Genomic DNA, 20,693 nt, shown 5'->3' on the forward strand with positions numbered 1-20,693 from the left:
ACTCGAAACGTAGTCAGGCATGGTCTGAGAGGTTCCCGATGAGATCGCGACGCACGAATCGCAGCACCGTCATGCGGGGTGGGATGGCGACGGCGGGAGTTGTCGGCGCTCTCGCGGGCGCGCACGCGCTGCGGCGAATCGGCGCGCGAGTGCTCTGGCCCGCACGCCGCGACGAATACCGGGACGAGGATTTCACCCTGTTCGACCGGGACCGCGCGGGCACGGTGCGCGCCGACGACGACGTGGCCCTCGCCACCCGCACCTGCGGCCCCGACGACGCTCCCGTCACCGTGATTTTCGTGCATGGCTTCTGTAACAGCATGGAGTCCTTCCACTTCCAGCGTCGCGACCTCGAAAAGCGCTGGGGCGCAGGTGTTCGCCTGGTGTTCTTCGACCTGCGCGGCCACGGTCACTCCGGTGCGCCGAGCACGGAGAGCTGCACCGTCGCCCAGCTCGGTCGCGATGTCGCCGCCGTTATCGAGTCGACCACGCCGACGGGACCTGTTGTGCTGGTTGGTCATTCCCTCGGCGGCATGGCGGTGCTCGCCGCGGCCGCGCAATTCCCGCAGCTGTTCGCCTCCCGCGTGATCGGTGTGGGCCTGCTGTCCACCGCGGCCGCCGAGGTCACCGCCGCCGGTGTCACCCAGCTCCTGCGCAACCCCGCGGTCGACGGCTTCCGCCTCGCCGTGCACACCGCACCGACCCTGGTGCAGGCGGGCCGCAGCATCGTCCGCCAGGTCATCACCCCGATCCTGCATGTGAGCTCCTACCGCGGCCCGGTCAGTCCCACCCTGTCCCGCTTCACGACACTGATGATCGACCGCACCCCGATCGAAACTGTCGTCAAGTTCCTGAAAGTCTTCGAGCTGCACGACGAATCGGCCGCGCTCCCGGCCCTGGCCAACCTGCCGGTGCTGATCGTCACGGGCCTGCACGACCTGGTGATTCCGTTCCGCAACTCCCGTGCGCTGCACCGCGACCTCCCCGCCAGCGAACTCATCCTGCTGCGTGACGCCGCCCACATGCCGCACCTGCAATTCCCCGACATCGTCAACGAGGCCCTGCACCACCTGCTGATTCGTGCCGGCGCCCTGACCCCCGACCGCGCCGCCACCCCGCAGCCCATCGGAAGCTGAAGATTCACTTGGCATTTCGCGGGTATCCGCCTCCTACGAAAGGAGGCTCGAATGCCTTTCACGTTCCGCAAGAGCTTCAAGATCTTCCCCGGCGTGCGCCTCAACATCAACCGCCGCTCCATGTCGATCACCACCGGCGGCCGCGGTGGCCCCCGGCACACCACCAGCACCTCCGGCCGCGAAACCACCTCGATGGATCTCCCCGGCCCCTTCGGCTGGCGGCGTACCCGTCGCCGTAGGCGCTGACGCACAGCACCGCCCCGGTAGGCTCCGATCGACGGAAAACGCGGAGATCGGAGGTCGGCGGTGGTGCAGCAGACGCGGGTGCTTCCGGCGGTCGCCGATACCGAGGCGCTCGGGCGCGAGTTGGCCGAGGAGCTGAAGGCCGGTGATCTGGTCGTGCTCGACGGGCCGCTCGGTGCGGGGAAGACCGCACTGACGCGCGGGATCGCGGCCGGGCTCGGCGTCCAGGGCCGGGTCAGTTCTCCGACCTTCATCATCGCCCGGCAGCATCGGGCGGGGGAGCGCGGCGTGCCGATGGTGCACGTCGACGCCTACCGCCTGGGCGGTGATCTCGACGAACTCGACGCCCTCGATCTCGACACCGATCTGCATCACGCGGTCGTCGTGGTCGAGTGGGGGCTCGGCGTCGTCGAGCACTTGGCCGACCGGCATCTGCGGGTCCAGCTTTCGCGCGAGCCCGAATCCGAGGTCCGTACCGCCGTCTGGGTGTGGATCGCGGCCGGCTCCTGATCGCGCGGCTCGGTCCGCAGCGTGTGCCAGGACACCCCTGACCACCAGTAGTGACCTGCGTCAATGGGATTGGGCCGGGCTCAGGACAGGCGACATCCGCCGAGCAGGTAGCACCGCACCGCGGCGAGGTACCACCCGGTATCGTTGGGCCAATCATGCTTGTACTAGCTGTCGACACCGCGACACCTGCCGTTACGGCGGGACTGGTGGAACTGGAGCAGGGCGCCGGTGCGGTGGCGCTGCGCACGGTCGCCTCGCGTGTTCGGGTGGATCCCCGAGCGCACGCGGAGGTGCTGACCCCGCAGATCCTCGAATGCCTCACCGAGGCAGGCCGTTCCAGGACCGATATCGCCGCGGTCGTCGCCGGTATCGGCCCCGGCCCGTTCACCGGGCTGCGGGTCGGCATGGCCACCGCCGCCGCCTTCGGTGACGCGCTCGGCATCCCGGTGTACGGCGTGTGCAGTCTGGACGCGATCGCCGCCGACGCCGCCCCCGACCTCAACCCCGGCCGGGAACTGCTCGTCGTCACTGACGCGCGCCGCCGCGAGGTGTACTGGGCCCGCTACCGCGACGGCGTCCGGGTGGCCGGGCCCGGCGTGATCAAGCCGGGCGAGCTGGACAGCGGCGAGGCCACGGCCATCGCCGGATCGGCTTCGCACGTCGACTTTTTCGACCTGGCCGTGCTGCCGGTGGAGACGCCCTCGCCGGCCGGGCTGGTCAGCGCCGCCGCGCCGGATGTGCTCGGCCGCGCCGTGCCCGAGCCCCTCGTGCCGCTGTACCTGCGCCGGCCCGACGCCGTCGAGAACAGCTTCCGCACCCTCGACCGGACGGGAGCATGACGCCGGTGAACCAGGGCACCCGTCCCGGGCACATCCGTATCGAGCCGATGACCGACCGGGACATCGAGCGCTGTGCCGAACTCGAGCAACTGCTGTTCCCGGAGGACGATCCGTGGCCGGCGGTCGCGTTCCGGTCGGAACTCGCGGCCAAGCACAACCTCTACATCACCGCCCGCGACGACCAGGACCGCATGGTCGGCTACGCGGGCGTGGCGCTGCTCGGTGACGCCGAGCATCCCGAGGCCGAGGTGCACACCATCGGCGTCGACCCGGTCTGTCACCGCGGCGGCGTCGGCACCCAGCTGCTGGAGGCGCTGCTCGCCGAGGCGGGCAAGCGCGGCGGCCCGGTGTTCCTCGAGGTGCGCACCGACAACGAACCCGCCATCGCGATGTACGCCAAGCACGGCTTCCACATCATCGGATTGCGCAAGAACTACTACCACCCCAGCGGCGCCGACGCGTACACCATGCGCCGCCCCGAACTGTCGGCGTTGCCGCTCCCGGACGAGGTGCTGTCATGATCGTGATGGGCATCGAAAGCTCGTGTGACGAAACCGGAGTCGGGATCGTCCGCTGGCACGACGACGGCACCTGTGAGCTGCTCGCCGACGAGGTCGCCTCCAGCGTCGACCAGCACGCCCGCTTCGGCGGCGTGGTCCCGGAGATCGCCTCGCGGGCGCACCTGGAAGCCATCGTTCCCGCCATGCGCCGGGCGCTGGCCGTCGCGGGCATCGCCAAGCCGGACGCGCTCGCCGTCACCATCGGGCCCGGCCTGGCCGGTGCGCTGCTGGTCGGGGTCGCGGCCGCGAAAGCCTATGCGGCGGCCTGGGATATCCCGTTCTACGCGCTGAATCATCTCGGTGGCCACGTCGCGGTGGACACGCTGGAGCACGGCCCGATGCCGCCGTGCGTGGCACTGCTGGTCTCCGGCGGCCACACCCATCTGCTGCACGTCAACGACTTGGCCGCGCCCATCCTCGAACTCGGCAGCACCGTGGACGACGCGGCGGGGGAGGCCTTCGACAAGGTGGCCCGCCTGCTCGGCCTCGGCTACCCCGGCGGACCGGCGCTGGACGCGGCCGCTCAAACCGGCGACCCGAAAGCCATCGCCTTCCCGCGTGGCATGACCGGCCCCCGCGACCCGCGCTACGACTTCTCCTTCTCCGGCCTGAAGACCGCCGTCGCCCGGCACGTCGAAGCGGCGCAGCGCCAAGGCATTACCCCGGACCAGCTGCCGATCCCCGATATAGCGGCCTCTTTCCAGGAGTCGGTCGCCGACGTCCTGACCATGAAGGCGGTCCGCGCGGCCCAGGACATCGGCGTCGACACCCTGGTGCTCGGCGGCGGCGCCACCGCCAACTCCCGGATCCGTTCGCTGGCCGAAGAACGCTGCGCCGCAGCCGGTCTGACCCTGCGCGTGCCCAAGCCCCGGCTCTGCACCGACAACGGTGTGATGATCGCCGCCCTGGGCGCCCACGTCATCGCGGGCGGCGCCGGTCCGTCCCCGCTCACGGTCGCCACCGACCCCGGCCTCCCGGTCTCCGTCAGCCGCGTCATCTGAGCACTGACACCCTCCGGACTCGAGCTAGAATCGAACATAGGTTCGATTACGAGTCTGGGGAGGTGCGGACAATGCGACCGCTCCGCCAGGCCGAAATCGCCGGCCTACTGGCCGACGACACCATCGCCCACCTGGCAACCATCGACCCGTCCGGATACCCGCACGTCACCCCGATCTGGTTCCTCTGGGACGGCAGCGCTTTCCGCTTGACCAGTCTTGCCGACCGGCCGCACGTGCGGCGCATCCGCATGAACTCCCGCGTCGGTGTCGTGGTCGACCGCGAACTCGGCCTACGCGCCGACGGCCAGAGACCCAACCGGCAGATCCGCATCATCGGCGACGCTGAGCTCACGGAAGATCGCCACGGCCAATGGACGGCGCGCATCCGAGAGAAGTACCTACGCGCCAGCGCCGACCTAATCCCTAACGACGACGACCGCATCCTGATCACCGTTACCCCGACCCGGTTCCTGGCGCTCGCCAGCGCCTGAAACCGCCGGAGACATCGGCGGGTATCCGAATCGTGGCCGGGTGTCCATCACGATCGTTTCGGTCGCCCGGGAATGCAGCCCGCGCCGGCGCGGCGAATCGGCCAGCATGAAGCCGAGATTGAGCACCGGAAGCGGGAGCAGGAGCAGCATGAAGGAGACGTAGGGCGCGTTCAGCAGGGCGCGCGCCGCGGCCACCGGCCAAGACAGCGGACTGCCGTCGGTGCGCAGCACCGTCAGCCCGAGTACCCGCTTGCCCAGCGTTGTTCCCCACAGCGCCAACTGAAGCCACTCGTAGGTCAGCGGGAGCACGATCATGTTGATCGCCAACGCGACTCCCCAGGCGTCGGATTCGGCGCCGTCGACGGCCGCGCCCACTCCGATGATGACGAAATTGACCAGGGCCATGATCAGGCCCGCGAACACGGCATCCAGTAGCCGGGCCACGAGGCGTGACCCGAATTCGGCCGGACGCGGCGGCAACACCGGCGGAGAACTGGCGTAAGGGTCGTACGGGGGTGGCGGCGGAAACGCCGGTGCGCCAGGCGAGCTCATGTGCGGTGTCTTTCAGCCAATCGAAACCCCATCGGGCAGGGGCAAACACAACCTACCGCGACGCGGCCTGACTCCCGCTGCGCGAAACGGCCGGTAGCTACTGGTTGTTGCCGCTGGAGGACCCGGAGTTGTTGCGCGGCAGCGGGAGCGGGATCCTCGTTTGGGCGGGGCCGGTGGTCGGGCCTTGCGTTTCCGCGCGCTGATGGGACGGATCCGAGGACGAACCCGGTGCGGGCTGATTGCCGAGCAGCGGCCCGAGCAGCTCCGGGAAAGGGATCGGCGGCAGGTTCGGATCCGGGCGCAGGGTGGGCTGCTGGCTGGTCTGGGCGGGCGTCGGGCTGGTGGGTGTGCTGGTGCGGGACGGCGGGGTGCTCCGGTCCTGCGTGATGGGCGGGATATTGCCGCCGGTGCGGGTTGTGCCGTCGCCGGTGTTGGCGGGCGTCGCCGGCGCCGTGGTCAGCTGCGAGCTGTTGGTGGTGCCGGCGGGGGAGACCTCGTCGTCGGAGGTCGGGGCGAAGGTCTTCACGCCGTAGCCGATGACCAAGCCCACCACCACGATCGCGCCGGCGAGGGTGCCGACCACCTTGGTGAAGGTGCCGACGGGCGCGTCGTTGGCCAGCGCGGCAACCGGGAACATGGACGGCTGAGCCGCATCGGCCACCAGCGCCGCACCTTTGGCGATGACCGCCTCCGGGTCGTCGACGCTGAGCACCGGCACCGCGAACTCGTCGGCCAGCGCGGTCAGGACCGCGGGGATGTTCGCGCCGCCGCCGATCACCGCGATCGCCTGGGGCTGTCTGGGCACGCTGGCGAACACCACGCCGGTGAACTCGGCGAGATCGTCGAGCAGGGTGGCGATCAGGGCCTCGAAGTCGGCTCTGGTCAGCTTCAGCGGCCGACCGGCGACATGATCGATGGTGACGGCGGGCGAGACGGAGAGGTGCTCCTTGGCGGCGCGACCACGATTGGTCAGCATGCCGCGGTTGGGGCGGGTGCCGCGCCGGGCGTAGTGCAGGTCCACGAGGTGGTGGTAGATCAGCTCGTCGATGGCGTTGCCGCTGATCGTGGTGATGCGCTGAGACCGCAGCACGGTGCCGTCGGCCTGGTCGGCGACGGTGACGCTGAGGCCGGTGGCGCCGAGGTCGACGATGGCGACCGTCTCATAGCGATCCAGCAGCCCGGTGTGCCGCAGGAAGGTCAGCGCCGCAGTGCTTTCCGGAACCAGCCGCAGGTCGCGCTGTTTGCCGGTGGCCGAACGGATCACCTGTGCTTGTTCTTTGCTGCGGTAGGCCACGGCGACATTGGTGGGCCGGCCCACGGCCGCGGGGTTGGGCTGCCCGGTGAAGCCGACCGCGACAGGTGTTGCGGGCCAGGCGATGTCGAAGGACACGTGCTGGGCGGACGGCAGCTGGTTGGTCATCAGCTCGATCGAGGAAGCGACCAGATCGCCGAGGTCGGAGTGGGCCGCGTCGGCGGAAACGACGCGGTAGTCGAAACTTTGGGCGCCGTTGGGCGCGGTGGCGACCAGCGCCGAGCAGACGACCTCGTTCCCGGCCGAGATGCCAAGAGACGTTCGCATGTGTTCACCTCCCTTCGAGCGGATGGTCCCGGTGTCGCCGACCATCTCGAATGGACTCGTGAACCAGCCGGCCCCCGGCCTGGTGCGGGTAACGGCCTCGGCTCACGTGTGGACTTGCCCTCTGGTGAAGCTGGTGACGCTGTGAAACTGAGTGGTGATGCGGTAACGCTGGGATGCTTGGTAAAGCGGAAGGTGCTCGGGGCGACGCCGGTTCGAGATCGAACCTGGCGGCCGGACAAGCGACCGTCGTCCATACTGTCACAATCCGTTATCCGAACGTTACAGTTTTCCCGAACTAATAGAAAGACCTTAATGGCGTGGGGTTCTGCCCCCGGCGAGTGTTGGCAGTCCCCCGCCCTTGAGCGCTGGCACTCTGGTGTATAGAGTGCTAGTCGGCACGATTGCCGTGTGCCAAGTTTGACATCTGAGCAGGGTCTCGGCACCCGCGACGACGGGGCTATGCGCAGGGTCAGCACCCATGACCGAACGATGGTCCGGGATAACAGTCCCGGGCCATAATCCCCTGAAAGTGGAGGGCTCAACGTGGCGAGCGTGAACATCAAGCCGCTCGAGGACAAGATCCTCGTCCAGGCCAACGAGGCCGAGACGACGACGGCCTCCGGCCTGGTCATCCCCGACACGGCGAAGGAGAAGCCGCAGGAGGGCACCGTCATCGCCGTCGGCCAGGGCCGCGTCACCGACAAGGGTGACCGCATCCCGGTCGACGTCAAGGAGGGTGACACCGTTATCTACAGCAAGTACGGCGGCACCGAGATCAAGTACCAGGGCGAGGAGTACCTCATCCTGTCGGCGCGCGACGTGCTGGCTGTCGTCACCAAGTGACCCAGTAAACGTGTGCTGCCCCGGTTTCCGCTGAAGCGGGGCCGGGGCAGTGCCGTTTCCGGCTCTTCAAACCCAGAGGAAAAGGACTTATGCCAAAGCAGATCGAGTTCGACGAGAAGGCTCGCCGGGCTCTGGAGCGCGGTGTCGACAAGCTCGCCGACGCCGTGAAGGTCACCCTCGGCCCGCGCGGCCGCCACGTCGTGCTCGCGAAGGCCTTCGGTGGCCCGACCGTCACCAACGACGGCGTCACCATCGCGCGTGAGATCGAGCTCGAGGACCCGTTCGAGAACATGGGCGCGCAGCTGGTCAAGAGCGTCGCGACCAAGACCAACGACATCGCCGGTGACGGCACCACCACCGCGACCGTGCTGGCCCAGGCGCTGATCCGCGGCGGCCTGAAGAACATCGCCGCCGGCGCCAACCCGATGGTGGTCGGCAAGGGCATCGAGAAGGCCGCCGAGGCGGTCTCCGCGGCGCTGCTGGAGCTGGCCACCCCGGTCTCCGGCGAGCAGGCCATCGCCCAGGTCGCCACCGTCTCCTCGCGCGACGAGGAGATCGGCGCGATGGTCGGCAAGGCGCTGACCGTCGTCGGCAAGGACGGCGTGGTCACCGTCGAGGAGTCCTCGACGCTGCAGACCGAACTCGTTGTCACCGAGGGTGTTCAGTTCGACAAGGGCTACCTCTCGCCCTACTTCGTCACCGACACCGACACCCAGCAGGCCGTCCTGGAGGACGCCTTCATCCTGCTGAACCGCGAGAAGATCAGCTCGCTGCCGGACCTGCTGCCGCTGCTGGAGAAGATCGCCGAGTCCGGCAAGGCCGTGCTGATCATCGCCGAGGACGTCGAGGGTGAGGCGCTGTCCACCCTGGTCGTCAACTCGATCCGGAAGACCATCAAGGCCGTCGCGGTCAAGGCGCCGTTCTTCGGTGACCGCCGCAAGGCGTTCCTGGACGATTTGGCCGTGGTCACCGCGGGCACCGTGGTGAACCCCGATCTGGGCATCCAGCTGCGCGAGGCCGGCCTCGAGGTGCTGGGCAAGGCCCGTCGCATCGTGGTCACCAAGGACGACACCACCATCATCGATGGCGCCGGCACCGCCGAGGACATCGCGGCCCGTGGCGCGCAGCTGCGTCGTGAGATCGAGGCCACCGATTCCGATTGGGATCGGGAGAAGCTGGAAGAGCGCCTGGCCAAGCTGTCCGGTGGCGTCGCGGTGATCAAGGTCGGCGCGGCCACCGAGACTGCGCTCAAGGAGCGCAAGTACCGGGTCGAGGACGCGGTCAGCGCGGCCAAGGCCGCGGTCGAGGAGGGCATTGTGCCCGGCGGCGGCACCGCGCTGGTGCACGCGGCCGGCAAGCTGGTCGAACTGCGGGACTCGCTGTCCGGCGACGAGGCCGTCGGCGTCGAGGTGGTGCGCAAGGCACTGGAGGCGCCGCTGTTCTGGATCGCGGCGAACGCGGGCCTGGACGGCGCTGTCGTGGTCAGCAAGGTCTCCGAAGGCAAGGAAGGCTTCAACGCCGCCACCCTGACCTACGGCGATCTGCTCACCGACGGTGTCGTGGACCCGGTCAAGGTGACCCGCTCCGCCGTCGTGAACGCGGCGTCGGTAGCGCGGATGGTGCTCACCACCGAGTCCGCCATCGTGGAGAAGCCCGCCGAGGCGGCGCACGACCACGGCCACCACGGTCATTCGCACTGAGGCTGAAACGCAGCGAAGGCCCCTTGGACGAGTCGTCCAGGGGGCCTTTGTGATTCCGGGCACACGGCGTCGGCACGTGCGCGTGTGAAGGCAGGGGTGGCTCTGGGGGCCACGGGGAGGCCGGTTCGCGCGTCAGCGGTACCGGGCGGCGTTGTGAACTACTACAGGCGTGGTCTGGCGCTGACGCTCGCGAGCAGCTTCTCGCGCAGCGAGGCGGGCGGCGCCGTTGCCGTCACCTCGGCGAGCGCCGCCAAGACATCACTTGTTTCGTGCACGTCGGCGATGAATGCTGCACGTAGCGCAGGGTCTTCGCTGTCGAGCAGTTCTTGTACCGAATTGTGGTCTTCGTCGTCGATCGATCCGAGCGCGACGGCGTGCGCGAGATCGATCTGGCCTTCGGTCATCTCACGTCACCCCCAAACTTTTCTTCAGTCGAGTGAGTCCATCCCGAATACGGGACTTAACGGTCGGTAACCCTACGCCAAGGTAGGTCGCCACCTCTGCATATGTGCGCCCGCCGTAGTAGGCGAGGGAGATCGCCTCCCGTTGGGTTTCGGTCAGAGTCGACAGTCCTGCCAGGACCGCCTGCTGTTCCAGCCTTCGCTCTACCTCTTCGGTGACTTCGTCGAATTCGTTACCGAGAACCCTTATCCCGTAGGCGACTTCGCGCTGGGTGTGGGCCTGCTCGGCGCGCACTCGATCGACCGCGCGCCGGTGGGCGAGCGTCATCAACCAGGTCACCGCCGATCCCTTGGCGGAGTCGAAACTGGCTGCGGTACGCCAGATCTGGAGATAGACCTCCTGGGTGGTCTCTTCCGCGTACCCCGGGTCGTGTAGCACCCGGAGCACCAGACCGAAGACGCGCGCACACGTCCGGTCGTACAGTTCGGCGAAAGCTTCTTGGTCGGACTTGCCGCAACGATGCAAAAGGGCGGCGAGCTCGATGCTTTCGGCTGCGCGTGCCGATACCGCAGAATCCACGCTCGGTGGAACGGCTTCTCTTCGGTACGAGTCGCCTTCTGCGGCCGGCGGCCGCGTTGTCACAACGCTCCATTCTGTGTCATCGGTCACCACCGTAGCGGGCTGCTATCGACTCCCTTCCGGTGGGGTGGCGAGGAAACCGGCTGTGGCCCAGCGACTTTGCGGTAACTTTCGACACGCCTGGCAGTTCTTGAAGAACACGCCGTGACACGCCGATAGCGGCTGCGAAACGCTGAACCGTCAACTGCTCGACCATCGGTGCCCCCGATGGCAGGCGTATCGGTGGTAACCGCGTGCTGCCGGGGCTTTGTCGATGGTGTTGCAGTGGCCGGTTGTTTGCTAGGCATTCGGCGCGCCGCGCCGTATGGATGGGAGCAAACTTGGCGGGCCGAGCCGCCCTGTGTTAGACCGCGAGTCGCCGCCGATTGCGGCGGGCATGCATCTCGCGCTCGGTCTCCGACATGCCACCCCAGATGCCGTAGGGCTCGCTCACTTTCAGCGCATGGCTGCGGCACTGCATGAGCACCGGGCAGGCGCGGCAGATCTCCTTGGCGCGCATCTCGCGCGCGGTGCGGGCGCGGCCCCGCTCGCCGTCGGGGTGGAAGAACACCGCGGAGTCTTGTCCGCGGCAGGATCCTCGCATCTGCCAGTCCCAGACATCGGCATTCGGCCCCGGGAGGTGGGTCGGCATGGGCACGGTGAACTCCTCAAGATGCGAGCTCGTCAGCTATGTCGAGCAGTTGGTTCTGCAAAGTAGTCGGACCACGGCCGGGTCGGCGGTGCCCCGAGACTCGCCTTCCCGGTCGCCACAATTTCGCGCGGCGCCGACCATGGCGATGAGCTACGTTAGGTCCAGCCGCGAAATTCCGTCAATAGTTCGACGCACCGGTTCGAGAAATCTTCAATGGTGAGATTTAACCTCCCAGCTGTTTACTTTTAACACCATTGCCGGTAATACTGTTCGGTTGGTCAGTTCGCGTCCGGCCCCGGCATGGCCTGTGGGCATCATCATTTGCGCTGGTAGCCAAGGCTTTTGGGGGCTTGTGGGCGCCGTCTCGACTGGTAGCTGCCGTGCGCCGGCGGTGATCCGAGCCACCCTGAGCGTTCTGGACGAGGATGGCGCAGATGGCCGAAACGGGGCGGCCAGGTTAATTGCGAGAAACGCATGTGAATATGCGTCGCTGGTGTCTGCGCATTGTCGGTGGAGATTTACCTGATAGAAACACGGCGTGATCCCGGAAATGCTGGATGGTTGCCAGGACGGAATGCGAAGCCGAGTTCCGAGTGCCGTGCGCGCCCCGGGATAGGGTTTGCCGATGCTCGCGCCGGACTCGTCCCTGGATACCCGATCTGAAGTCCTCGCTTCGGCAGCTTTCGGCGCCACGCCGGGTCGTGCCGCTGCCGAGTTGCCGACTGCCTCGGGCGGCCTCGATTCCTGGCACCGCGCGGTCGCCCTGGGCGGGCAGGGGCATTACGCCGCGGCCCGCGCCGAGTTGCGCCGGCTGCGCACCCGCACTACCGATCCGGTGCTGCGGTCGCTGGCCACCAGCACCGAAGGTTCACTGCTGCGTCAACTCGGCTGGCATGCCGAGGCTTCCGCGTTCGACGGCCGGGCCGCGGCGCTGGCGCTGCCACTCGACCCCCGGACCCCGGGCCGGACCGCGGCCGTCTGCGATGCGCTCACCGGTCTCGCCGCCGACGCGCTCGGCACCGGCCGGCTCGCGTTGTCGGAGCGCCTGCTGCGACGCGGCGAGGTGGCCCTCGACGCCGAGCCGTCCGCGGTGCACTGGCGGGCCCGGATCCGCTGGCACTGGGTCAGCGCGGAAACCGCGCTCGCCCTGGGCGCGGGCCGGCACGCGCGTCAACACGCCGAGATCGGGCTGGAACTTGCCGAGGCGTGTCCCTCGGTGCGGCACCAGGTCAAATCCCGGCTCCTGTTCGCCGCGGCGAGCATGGCCGCGGGCGATCTGGATCTTGCCCGGACTCAGGCCGACATCGTCGCCGCGCAGTGCCGCGAAAACGCTTTGGTGCCGCTGCGCTGGGCCTGCGCGATGTTGCGAACAGGTCTCTTCGACACCGCCGCGAGTGCCGAGGCGCAGGCCTGTTCAGACGTTATTTCCCGTCGTGGCGGGCACTTTCGGTAACCGCACCGGGTGCGGGGCAACCCCGCTCGGTTGACGCCACAACCCACCGTGTTGACCGGTTCGCGGCGGTCTATCGCTATTGTTAGAGCCGTTCCGCCGGTCGGTGGAAGCACAGGTCATCGGGCCGGTGCCACTTGTAACGCCAGGAATCTCGCTGACGATGACGAACACGGGCGAAGAGTTGGACCTCGCCGTCACTGCCGCTGCGCAGGGCGACAGGGCAGCTTTAGCTCAGGTACTCGCACTGGTCCGACCGTTGGTAGTCCGCTACTGCCGGGCACGTATCGGTGCCGCGGAGCGCGGACAGCTCTCCGCCGACGACGTCGCGCAGGAGGTATGTCTGGCCGTGATGACAGCCTTGCCCAGGTATCAAGACCAGGGCCGGCCCTTCATGGCTTTCGTATACGGAATCGCGTCACACAAGGTCGCAGACGCCCATCGCAACGCCGCCCGTAACAAGGCGGAGGCTATGGCCGAAGTACCAGATGTCATATCCACCGACCACGGCCCGGAACAACGAGCTCTCGAATCGGAAGCGAGCAGGCAGATGAACCGCCTGCTTGCCACGTTGCCTGAAAAGCATCGGGAGATCCTGGTCCTCCGCTTGGTCATGGGTTTGTCAGCAGAAGAAACCGCAGTCGCCGTGGGCAGTACGGCGGGTGCGATACGAGTGGCCCAGCACAGGGCGCTCGCGAAACTCAAGTCTCAAGTGGCGAGGGCAGGTGAAATGTATGGCTAGGGATGGCGAGCGCGGTCGGGGCGACTGGAAGGCGCGACGTGGATCGCGAGACAGCGGTCCCTACGCCGAAGGAAATGGTGGCGACACCGGACCGGTGGACATCGCGGCGGTACGCCGGGATGACGCGCTGATCGACGCCATCTCCAGTGACGGCCCAGTACAGACCGACAGCGAGCAGGAATACCAGCTCGCGACGCTACTGGCGGATTGGCGCAGTGAACTCATCGCGCCGCCGCTGCCGAGTAGCCCGGATCTGGACGAGGTTGTCGCGGCGGTCAACCAGGAAATAGGCGCGCGAAAAGTGCGTGTGGGCGCGCAGGCCGGCGGGCATTTGCGGCTGGTGCGTCCGATCCTCGGCACCGCTGCCGCTCTCGCGCTGGTCTTCGGTGGTGTTACCGCTTTCTCCTACAACGCCGAGCCGGGCAACCCGCTGTGGAAGGTCAAGGAGGTCGTGTTCAGCGAACAGGCCCTGACCACCGTGGTGAACCGGGCCGACGGTCAGATGGGTGAAGCGCAACAGGCACTGCAGCAATCGAATCCGACGCAGGCCGCGGCTCAGCTGGGGCGGGCGAAGGAGAACCTTGCGCAGGTCAGCGACCAGGACAAGAAGACAGAGCTGGAAGCCGAGTGGAAGAAGCTGGTCGAGGAGCTGCGAGGCTCCTCACCGGAGGGCAGAGCGCTGGCGGCTCAGCTGGATCCGGTGACGGACATCACCACCCTGCCGGGGGCGAGTGTAACCACGGCCCCGACGCGCCCCGGCGATGTCACCACGAAGCCGACGGATCCGGGTTCGTCCGCGGCGGTTACCGTGCCGCCGGTGACGCAGGAACCTCCGGTGACGACCGTGCCGCCCGTGACGACGCCGCCGCCGGTGACAGTGGACCCTTCGACGGTGCCGACGGTGCCGTCGACGGTGATCCCGACCACCATCGCGCCGCCGCCCTCGGCGGTGACGCCCACGGCCGGCGGGGATGTGACAATCCCCACGCAGCCGTCGTTGCCTTCGATTCCCGGCACGACCGCCACGTTCCAGATCCCGAGCATGCCGAATCTGCCCGGGCCGAGTAGCTAGACGTCACAGAACAACGATCGCCGACCTGAGGATTGGTCGGCGATTTGTTGTATTCAGGGGCTGACTCAGCACTGACCGGCAGCCGTGTGCGCGACTATCTCCGCACTCGGGTCCGGTTCGAAGAGGCGGGGGAGCTCAGCTGTCGAAACCGTCGAAGCCGTCGCCGTGGAAGGCCTCGTTCATCGAGGCGTCCGCGTAACCCCGGCAGTAATCCCAGGTGACATACGCTTCCGGCGTCGGATCGTAGGCGGGTTCGTGCGGGCGCACCGTGCCGTCGACGAGTAGCTGCAGCAGATTGGCGCGCAGCATGTCCCAGTCGTGGTAGTGGTCCTGTCTGCAGTCTTCGCAGCTGACCACGAGCCCGCGGATACCGCGGTGCCCTAGGAGAGCCTCGTAGACCGCGAGATCAGCGAGATCCTCCTCGACCGCAAGGCGCTCGTGGGGATCCAGCGGTTCGCCGGGCTCGATGGCATCGAGCGCGGCGGACGGGTCGGAGGGGTCTCCGGCGAAGGGATCCGGCGGCAAGCCAGGTGGTAGATGGTCACGCACACACCCACGGTACGCAGAACAGTGCGGTCTGCGCCAGCTATGTGGAGGGCAAGTTTCGCCGAGTGCTAGAACCACGCCTGCGGGAAACGGAGGTTTGCTCGGCAGATACCATGGTGCCCAGGCTCCAGGGCTTCAGCCCGGCGCCGCTGCCGTCCATCCCATCAGTTTGTGTGAGCGTCCAGGAGGGGTCGATCCGAATGAGTAATCCCGTACCGGGCGAACGGCTCGCAGTCCGCCCCCCTACGGGTGGCGACGACCCGAACAAGATCGCCATGCTCGGCCTCACGTTCGACGACGTGCTGCTGCTGCCCGCCGCCTCGGATCTCATCCCCAGCTCGGTGGAGACCTCCAGCCAGCTGACCCGCGACATCCGCCTGCGCACCCCGCTGGTGAGCTCGGCCATGGACACCGTCACCGAGGCCCGGATGGCCATCGCCATGGCGCGCTCCGGCGGCATGGGCGTGCTGCACCGCAACCTCGCCGCCGCCGATCAGGCCGCGCAGGTGGAGACGGTGAAGCGCTCCGAGGCCGGCATGGTGACCGACCCGGTCACCTGTCGCCCCAACGACACTCTCGCCGAGGTGGACGCCATGTGCGCCCGGTTCCGCATCTCCGGCCTGCCGGTCGTGGATGAGGTCGGCGCGCTTGTGGGCATCATCACCAACCGCGACATGCGCTTCGAGGTGGACCAGAACCGCCGGGTCGCCGACGTGATGACCAAGGCGCCGCTGATCACCGCGCGGGAAGGCGTCACCGCCGAGGCCGCGCTGGGTCTGCTGCGCCGCCACAAGATCGAGAAGCTGCCCATCGTGGACGGCAACGGCAAGCTCCGCGGGCTCATCACGGTCAAGGATTTCGTCAAGACCGACCAGTACCCGAACGCCACCAAGGACCGCGACGGCCGCCTGCTGGTCGGCGCCGCCATCGGCGTCGGCGAGGATTCCTGGTCGCGCGCAATGACATTGGCCGACGCCGGTGTGGACGTGCTGATCGTGGACACCGCGCACGGGCATCAGGCCGGCGTGCTGAAGATGGTCACCAAGGTCAAGGCCGAGGTCGGCGAGCGCATCCAAATCGTCGGCGGCAACGTGGCCACCCGGGCCGGCGCGCTCGCGCTGGTCGAGGCCGGCGCGGACGCCGTCAAGGTGGGTGTCGGCCCCGGCTCCATCTGCACCACCCGCGTGGTCGCCGGTGTCGGCGCGCCGCAGATCACCGCGATCCTCGAGGCCGTCGCCGCCTGCAAGCCGCACGGCGTGCCGGTGATCGCCGACGGCGGCATCCAATACTCCGGTGACGTCGCCAAGGCCGTCGCCGCGGGCGCCTCAACCGTGATGCTCGGCTCGCTGCTCGCGGGCACCGCCGAATCCCCGGGTGAGCTGATCCTGGTGGGCGGCAAGCAGTTCAAGAGCTACCGCGGCATGGGCTCGCTGGGGGCCATGCAGGGCCGCGGGCAGGCCAAGTCCTACTCCAAGGACCGCTACTTCCAGGACGACGTGCTCGCCGAGGACAAGCTGGTGCCCGAGGGCATCGAGGGGCGGGTGCCGTTCCGCGGCCCGGTCAGCCAGGTCATCCATCAGCTCGTCGGCGGCTTGCGCGCGGCCATGGGCTACACCGGCTCCGGGTCCATCGAGCATCTGCAGGAAGCGCAGTTCGTGCAGATCACCGCGGCGGGCCTGAAGGAAAGCCACCCGCACGACATCACCATGACCGTCGAGGCCCCGAACTACACTGGTCGCGGTTAGAAGGCTTGACGGTCGCGCGTCAGCGCGCGATTAACCTGTTCGGGGAGTTGCGGATCGGACCGCGCCCGGCCCGCAACACACGACGCACCTCGATGGCGGGCGAGCTCAGCTGCGCGCGGGCGCGGCAATCACACACAGCAAAGGGAGTACACACGTGCGCGACATGGTCGAGATCGGCATGGGCCGGACCGCCCGGCGTACCTACGAGCTGGACGATGTCGACATCGTGCCCTCGCGGCGGACCCGCTCGTCCAAGCAGGTATCGCTGGCCTGGCAGCTCGATGCCTACCGGTTCGAGATCCCGTGCCTGGCGCATCCGACCGACGCGCTGGTGTCGCCGAAGTTCGCCATCGAGCTCGGCCGCCTCGGCGGCCTCGGCGTGATCAACGGTGAAGGCCTGTGGGCCCGGCACGCCGACGTCGAAGCCAAGATCGATCAGCTGCTCGAGCTGGTTGCCAAGGGGGGTTACGAACGGGCCATCGCGCTGCTGCAGGAACTGCACGCCGCGCCGATGCAGCCGGACCTGCTCGCCGCCGCGGTGGCCCAGGTGCGCGCCGCCGGCGTGACCGTCGCGGTGCGGGTCAGCCCGCAGAACGCGCGGGCGCTGACCCCGGCGCTGGTGCAGGCGGGCGTCGACCTGCTGGTCGTGCACGGCACCATCATCTCCGCCGAGCACGTGGGAGATGGCCAGCCCCTGAACCTGAAGACCTTCATCGCCGAACTCGATGTGCCGGTGGTCGCGGGCGGCGTGAGCGATCACAAGACCGCGCTGCACCTGATGCGCACCGGCGCGGCCGGCGTCATCGTCGGCTACGGCTCCTACCCGGGCGCCACCACCACCGGCGAAGTGCTGGGCATCGGCGTGCCGATGGCCACCGCGATCGCCGACGCCGCCGCCGCGCGCCGCGACTACCTCGACGAAACCGGCGGCCGCTACGTGCACGTCATCGCCGACGGCGACATCGCCACCTCGGGCCAGCTGGCCAAGGCCATCGCCTGTGGCGCCGACGCCGCCATGCTCGGCGTGCCGCTGGCCGTGGCCGCCGAGGCGGCGGGCCGCGGTTGGTACTGGCCGTCCTCGGCCGCGCACCCGTCGGTGCCGCGCGGTTCCATGCTGCATGTGGATGATCCGTGGGATCTTGGCGGGGAGGCTACCGAACCGGCCCGGCCGAGTCTGGAGCGTGTGCTCTACGGGCCGTCTGACGATCCGTTCGGCTCGCTGAATCTGGTTGGCGGGCTGCGCCGTTCGATGGCGAAGGCTGGCTATTCCGACCTCAAAGAATTCCAAAAGGTCGGCTTGTCCGTTCGGGCGTAATCCTTGCTGTCGCTCGGCTTTCGTCCTGCCGATTGTTTCCGGAGGAGCACCGGGGGCGCTTCGCTTCCCCGGTGCTGCACTGCTTCGGGCTTGCCTCGCTGCGCTCGGCGTTCGCCCTGAGGTGCTGTGGTGTCAGCGGGCGTGGGTGAGGCGGTCGCGGAGGAATTGCCGGATTGCGTGGTTGACGGTGTCGGGGTGGGTCATGGTGACTGCGAGGCGGGCGCCGGTGATTTCCACGTAGGTGGAGTGCGCTAGGCCGCGGGTGAGCTGGCGGGCTCGGTGGTGGGCGATGCCGGAGTTGGTGGCGTGGATTACCAAAGCGGGGCAGGTGATTTCGGTCAGGCGGTCGAGTACCGAGTCGCGGGCCAGTAGGCAGCCGGCGGCGACTTCGATGCCGCGGCGGTCGCGGGTGAGCCAGCGTTTGGTCCAGATCTCGCGGTACCAGTCGTCGTCGCCGATGAGCCAGTGCGCCAACTGATTTACCGCGCGGTGGCGGGAATCGTCGTCGTACCACTCGTCCAGGAACTTCTGGGTCGCGGTGGACTGTTCGGGGGTGGGGCCGTGTGCCTCGGTGCTGATCAGGATGAGTGCGGAAACCCGTTCGGGCGCAATGAGGGCCGTGCGTAAGGCTGTGAAGCCGCCTTGCGCGGTGCCGCCGATGACGGCGCGCTCGGCGCCGAGATGGTCCAGGACAGTTAGGGCGTCGCGTGCGGCGGTCCAGTAGGTGAACGGCAGGCCCTGATCGGTGGTGCGGCCGTGGCCGCGCGCGTCCCAGGACACGATGCGGAATTCCGGTGCCAGCGCGGCCATTTGGGACGCGAACATGGTGCGGTCCATGAAGAACTCGTGGGCGAGCAGCACCACCGGACCGTCTCCGCCGCTGTCCTCGTAGTGGATGTCGGCGTCTATCGCGCGGGCGAATGGCACGAGCAGAGGATAACCAGCGCCGCCACGGCACGCGGGGCGATTTGCTGGGCTGCTGCTCCCGCATAGCCTGCCTGTTGATCAGTGGGCTCTGTCACCTGGCCGGGCCCGACGACTGCCCCGCACGGCGGCGCTGACAGGCCGCTCTAGACTATGGCGGTGGCAGATTCCCAGAGACCGGTCCTCGTCGTCGACTTCGGTGCCCAGTACGCCCAGCTGATCGCTCGTCGAGTCCGCGAATCGAGCGTCTACTCCGAGGTCATCCCGCACACCATGTCGGTGTCGGAGATCGCGGAGAAGCAGCCGCTCGCGGTGATCTTGTCCGGCGGCCCGTCCAGTGTGTACGCCGACGGCGCGCCGCAGCTGGACGCCAAGCTGTTCGACCTCGACGTCCCGGTTTTCGGCATCTGCTACGGCTTCCAGGCCATGGCCCAGGCGCTCGGCGGCACCGTCGCGCACACCGGCACCCGCGAGTACGGCCGCACCGACTTCAAGGTCGAGGGCGGTTTGCTGCACGGTGGCCTGCCCGCCACCCAGCCGGTGTGGATGAGCCACGGTGACGCGGTCACCGAGGCGCCGGCCGGGTTCGAGGTCACCGGCACCAGCGCGGGCGCTCCCGTCGCCGCGTTCGAGGACCGGGCCCGCCGCCTGGCCGGTGTGCAGTACCACCCGGAGGTGCTGCACTCGCCGCACGGGCAGCAGGTGCTCAGCCGCTTCCTGCACGAGATCGCCGGGATCAAGGCCGCCTGGACGCCCGCCAATATCGCCGACGCTCTGGTCACGCAGGTGCGTGAGCAGATCGGTGACGGCCACGCCATTTGCGGCCTGTCCGGCGGTGTGGACAGCGCCGTCGCCGCCGCGCTCGTGCAGCGCGCCATCGGTGACAGGTTGACCTGTGTGTTCGTCGATCACGGCCTGTTGCGGGCCGGGGAGCGCGAGCAGGTGCAGCAGGATTTCGTCGCCTCCACCGGCGCGAAGCTCGTGACCGTGGACGCGGTCGAGAAGTTCCTCGGTGAGCTGAAGGGCGTCACCGATCCGGAGGAGAAGCGCAAGATCATCGGCCGGGAGTTCATCCGGTCCTTCGAGGAGGCGGTGGCCGGGGTCGTCGCCGAGCACGGCGCCGAGGACGGGGCCATGCCGAAGGTCGAGTTCCTGGTGCAGGGCACGCTCTACCCGGACGTGGTGGAATCCGGCGGCGGCGCCGGTACCGCGAACATCAAGTCGCACCACAATGTCGGTGGCCTGCCCGACGATCTGGAATTCGATCTGGTCGAGCCGCTGCGGCTGCTGTTCAAGGACGAGGTCCGCGCGGTCGGCCGGGAGCTCGGCCTGCCCGAGGAAATTGTTGCGCGCCAGCCGTTCCCGGGTCCGGGCCTGGCCATCCGCATTATCGGCGAGGTGACCTTCGACCGGCTCGAACTGCTGCGGCAGGCCGATGCCATCGCGCGCGAGGAACTCACCGCCGCCGGACTCGACAAGTCCATCTGGCAGTGCCCGGTGGTGCTGCTCGCCGATGTGCGCAGCGTGGGCGTCCAGGGCGACGGCCGCACCTACGGTCATCCGATCGTGCTGCGCCCGGTGTCCAGTGAGGATGCCATGACCGCCGACTGGACTCGGCTGCCTTACGAAGTGCTGGAACGCATTTCGACCCGGATCACCAACGAGGTGGCCGAGGTCAACCGCGTGGTGCTCGATGTGACCAGCAAGCCGCCGGGCACCATCGAGTGGGAGTGATCCTCTCGCAGACATAGAAAAGGCCCGCCTCCCGGGGCG

At 68.2% G+C, this 20,693-nt stretch carries 22 protein-coding genes; 15 read left to right on the plus strand and 7 right to left on the minus strand.

From position 1 onward, the window contains the following. Nucleotides 1-38 precede the first annotated feature (38 nt). From IBX22_RS22300 to IBX22_RS22330, 7 genes are all read left to right on the plus strand, one after another. A complete protein-coding gene (locus IBX22_RS22300) occupies nt 39-1,136 on the plus strand; it encodes an alpha/beta fold hydrolase (protein ID WP_194817434.1) in 1,098 nt (365 codons plus the stop codon). Between the two features lie 51 nt (nt 1,137-1,187). Beyond that, a complete protein-coding gene (locus IBX22_RS22305) occupies nt 1,188-1,382 on the plus strand; it encodes a DUF4236 domain-containing protein (RefSeq protein ID WP_194817435.1) in 195 nt (64 codons plus the stop codon). A 60-nt stretch (nt 1,383-1,442) separates the two neighbouring features. After that, a complete protein-coding gene (gene tsaE / locus IBX22_RS22310) occupies nt 1,443-1,889 on the plus strand; it encodes a tRNA (adenosine(37)-N6)-threonylcarbamoyltransferase complex ATPase subunit type 1 TsaE (RefSeq protein WP_375540260.1) in 447 nt (148 codons plus the stop codon). Between the two features lie 155 nt (nt 1,890-2,044). Next, nucleotides 2,045-2,728: a tRNA (adenosine(37)-N6)-threonylcarbamoyltransferase complex dimerization subunit type 1 TsaB gene (gene tsaB, locus IBX22_RS22315; protein ID WP_194817436.1), complete on the plus strand. Its 684-nt coding sequence runs from the start codon at nt 2,045-2,047 to the stop codon at nt 2,726-2,728. Beyond that, entirely contained in the window at nt 2,725-3,249 is a 525-nt protein-coding gene (gene rimI / locus IBX22_RS22320; RefSeq protein WP_194817437.1) for a ribosomal protein S18-alanine N-acetyltransferase, read from the plus strand. The genes tsaB and rimI overlap by 4 nt, the downstream gene beginning before the upstream one ends. Next, complete coding sequence (gene tsaD, locus IBX22_RS22325; protein ID WP_194817438.1) at nt 3,246-4,289, plus strand: tRNA (adenosine(37)-N6)-threonylcarbamoyltransferase complex transferase subunit TsaD; 1,044 nt, start codon at nt 3,246-3,248, stop codon at nt 4,287-4,289. The genes rimI and tsaD overlap by 4 nt, the downstream gene beginning before the upstream one ends. 71 nt (nt 4,290-4,360) lie before the next feature. Further along, complete coding sequence (locus IBX22_RS22330) at nt 4,361-4,780, plus strand: pyridoxamine 5'-phosphate oxidase family protein (RefSeq protein WP_194817439.1); 420 nt, start codon at nt 4,361-4,363, stop codon at nt 4,778-4,780. Here the strand turns inward: IBX22_RS22330 and IBX22_RS22335 are convergent. Then, on the minus strand, nt 4,706-5,332 hold the full coding sequence (locus IBX22_RS22335) for an RDD family protein (protein ID WP_194817440.1): 627 nt from the start codon (nt 5,330-5,332) through the stop codon (nt 4,706-4,708). The genes IBX22_RS22330 and IBX22_RS22335 overlap by 75 nt on opposite strands. A gap of 97 nt (nt 5,333-5,429) precedes the next feature. Further along, nucleotides 5,430-6,911, minus strand: coding sequence for an Hsp70 family protein (locus tag IBX22_RS22340; protein WP_194817441.1), 1,482 nt, complete (start codon nt 6,909-6,911; stop codon nt 5,430-5,432). Nucleotides 6,912-7,454: 543 nt separating this feature from the next. Here IBX22_RS22340 and groES point away from each other — a divergent pair. Next, a complete protein-coding gene (gene groES, locus IBX22_RS22345; protein WP_194817442.1) occupies nt 7,455-7,754 on the plus strand; it encodes a co-chaperone GroES in 300 nt (99 codons plus the stop codon). 89 nt (nt 7,755-7,843) lie between these two features. Further along, nucleotides 7,844-9,454, plus strand: coding sequence for a chaperonin GroEL (gene groL / locus IBX22_RS22350; RefSeq protein ID WP_194817443.1), 1,611 nt, complete (start codon nt 7,844-7,846; stop codon nt 9,452-9,454). Between the two features lie 161 nt (nt 9,455-9,615). Here the strand turns inward: groL and IBX22_RS22355 are convergent, their stop codons facing one another. The 3 genes from IBX22_RS22355 to IBX22_RS22365 all read right to left on the minus strand — a co-directional run bounded on the left by IBX22_RS22355 (nt 9,616) and on the right by IBX22_RS22365 (nt 11,132). Beyond that, the gene (locus IBX22_RS22355) at nt 9,616-9,858 is read right to left on the minus strand and encodes a hypothetical protein (protein WP_194817444.1); all 243 of its coding nucleotides are present in this window, start codon (nt 9,856-9,858) and stop codon (nt 9,616-9,618) included. 1 nt (nt 9,859) lies between these two features. Next, nucleotides 9,860-10,435 (minus strand): sigma-70 family RNA polymerase sigma factor, encoded by a 576-nt coding sequence (locus tag IBX22_RS22360; protein ID WP_194817863.1) that lies wholly within the window; start codon nt 10,433-10,435, stop codon nt 9,860-9,862. Between the two features lie 403 nt (nt 10,436-10,838). Next, nucleotides 10,839-11,132: a WhiB family transcriptional regulator gene (locus tag IBX22_RS22365; RefSeq protein ID WP_194817445.1), complete on the minus strand. Its 294-nt coding sequence runs from the start codon at nt 11,130-11,132 to the stop codon at nt 10,839-10,841. A gap of 619 nt (nt 11,133-11,751) precedes the next feature. Between IBX22_RS22365 and IBX22_RS22370 the strand changes: the two genes are divergently transcribed. From IBX22_RS22370 to IBX22_RS22380, 3 genes are all read left to right on the plus strand, one after another. Then, complete coding sequence (locus tag IBX22_RS22370; RefSeq protein ID WP_194817446.1) at nt 11,752-12,579, plus strand: hypothetical protein; 828 nt, start codon at nt 11,752-11,754, stop codon at nt 12,577-12,579. A gap of 160 nt (nt 12,580-12,739) precedes the next feature. Continuing rightward, nucleotides 12,740-13,318, plus strand: a complete 579-nt coding sequence (locus tag IBX22_RS22375) for a sigma-70 family RNA polymerase sigma factor (protein WP_194817447.1) — start codon at nt 12,740-12,742, stop codon at nt 13,316-13,318. Further along, nucleotides 13,311-14,390 (plus strand): anti-sigma-D factor RsdA, encoded by a 1,080-nt coding sequence (locus tag IBX22_RS22380; protein ID WP_194817448.1) that lies wholly within the window; start codon nt 13,311-13,313, stop codon nt 14,388-14,390. Before IBX22_RS22375 ends, IBX22_RS22380 begins: the two co-directional genes overlap by 8 nt. Nucleotides 14,391-14,525: 135 nt before the next feature. Here IBX22_RS22380 and IBX22_RS22385 read toward each other — a convergent pair whose 3' ends face one another. Continuing rightward, the gene (locus IBX22_RS22385; RefSeq protein ID WP_036533470.1) at nt 14,526-14,939 is read right to left on the minus strand and encodes a DUF5319 domain-containing protein; all 414 of its coding nucleotides are present in this window, start codon (nt 14,937-14,939) and stop codon (nt 14,526-14,528) included. A 197-nt stretch (nt 14,940-15,136) separates the two neighbouring features. Here IBX22_RS22385 and guaB point away from each other — a divergent pair, with 197 nt between their 5' ends. After that, nucleotides 15,137-16,681 (plus strand): IMP dehydrogenase, encoded by a 1,545-nt coding sequence (gene guaB / locus IBX22_RS22390; RefSeq protein ID WP_228538918.1) that lies wholly within the window; start codon nt 15,137-15,139, stop codon nt 16,679-16,681. A 154-nt stretch (nt 16,682-16,835) separates the two neighbouring features. Then, on the plus strand, nt 16,836-17,996 hold the full coding sequence (locus tag IBX22_RS22395) for a GuaB3 family IMP dehydrogenase-related protein (RefSeq protein WP_194817450.1): 1,161 nt from the start codon (nt 16,836-16,838) through the stop codon (nt 17,994-17,996). 132 nt (nt 17,997-18,128) lie between these two features. Here IBX22_RS22395 and IBX22_RS22400 read toward each other — a convergent pair whose 3' ends face one another. Beyond that, the gene (locus IBX22_RS22400; protein WP_194817451.1) at nt 18,129-18,923 is read right to left on the minus strand and encodes an alpha/beta fold hydrolase; all 795 of its coding nucleotides are present in this window, start codon (nt 18,921-18,923) and stop codon (nt 18,129-18,131) included. A gap of 150 nt (nt 18,924-19,073) precedes the next feature. Here IBX22_RS22400 and guaA point away from each other — a divergent pair, with 150 nt between their 5' ends. Next, nucleotides 19,074-20,654, plus strand: coding sequence for a glutamine-hydrolyzing GMP synthase (gene guaA, locus IBX22_RS22405; RefSeq protein ID WP_194817452.1), 1,581 nt, complete (start codon nt 19,074-19,076; stop codon nt 20,652-20,654). The last annotated feature ends 39 nt before the right edge of the window (nt 20,655-20,693 follow it).

This window comes from Nocardia sp. XZ_19_385, from assembly GCF_015355755.1.
Taxonomy (GTDB): domain Bacteria; phylum Actinomycetota; class Actinomycetes; order Mycobacteriales; family Mycobacteriaceae; genus Nocardia.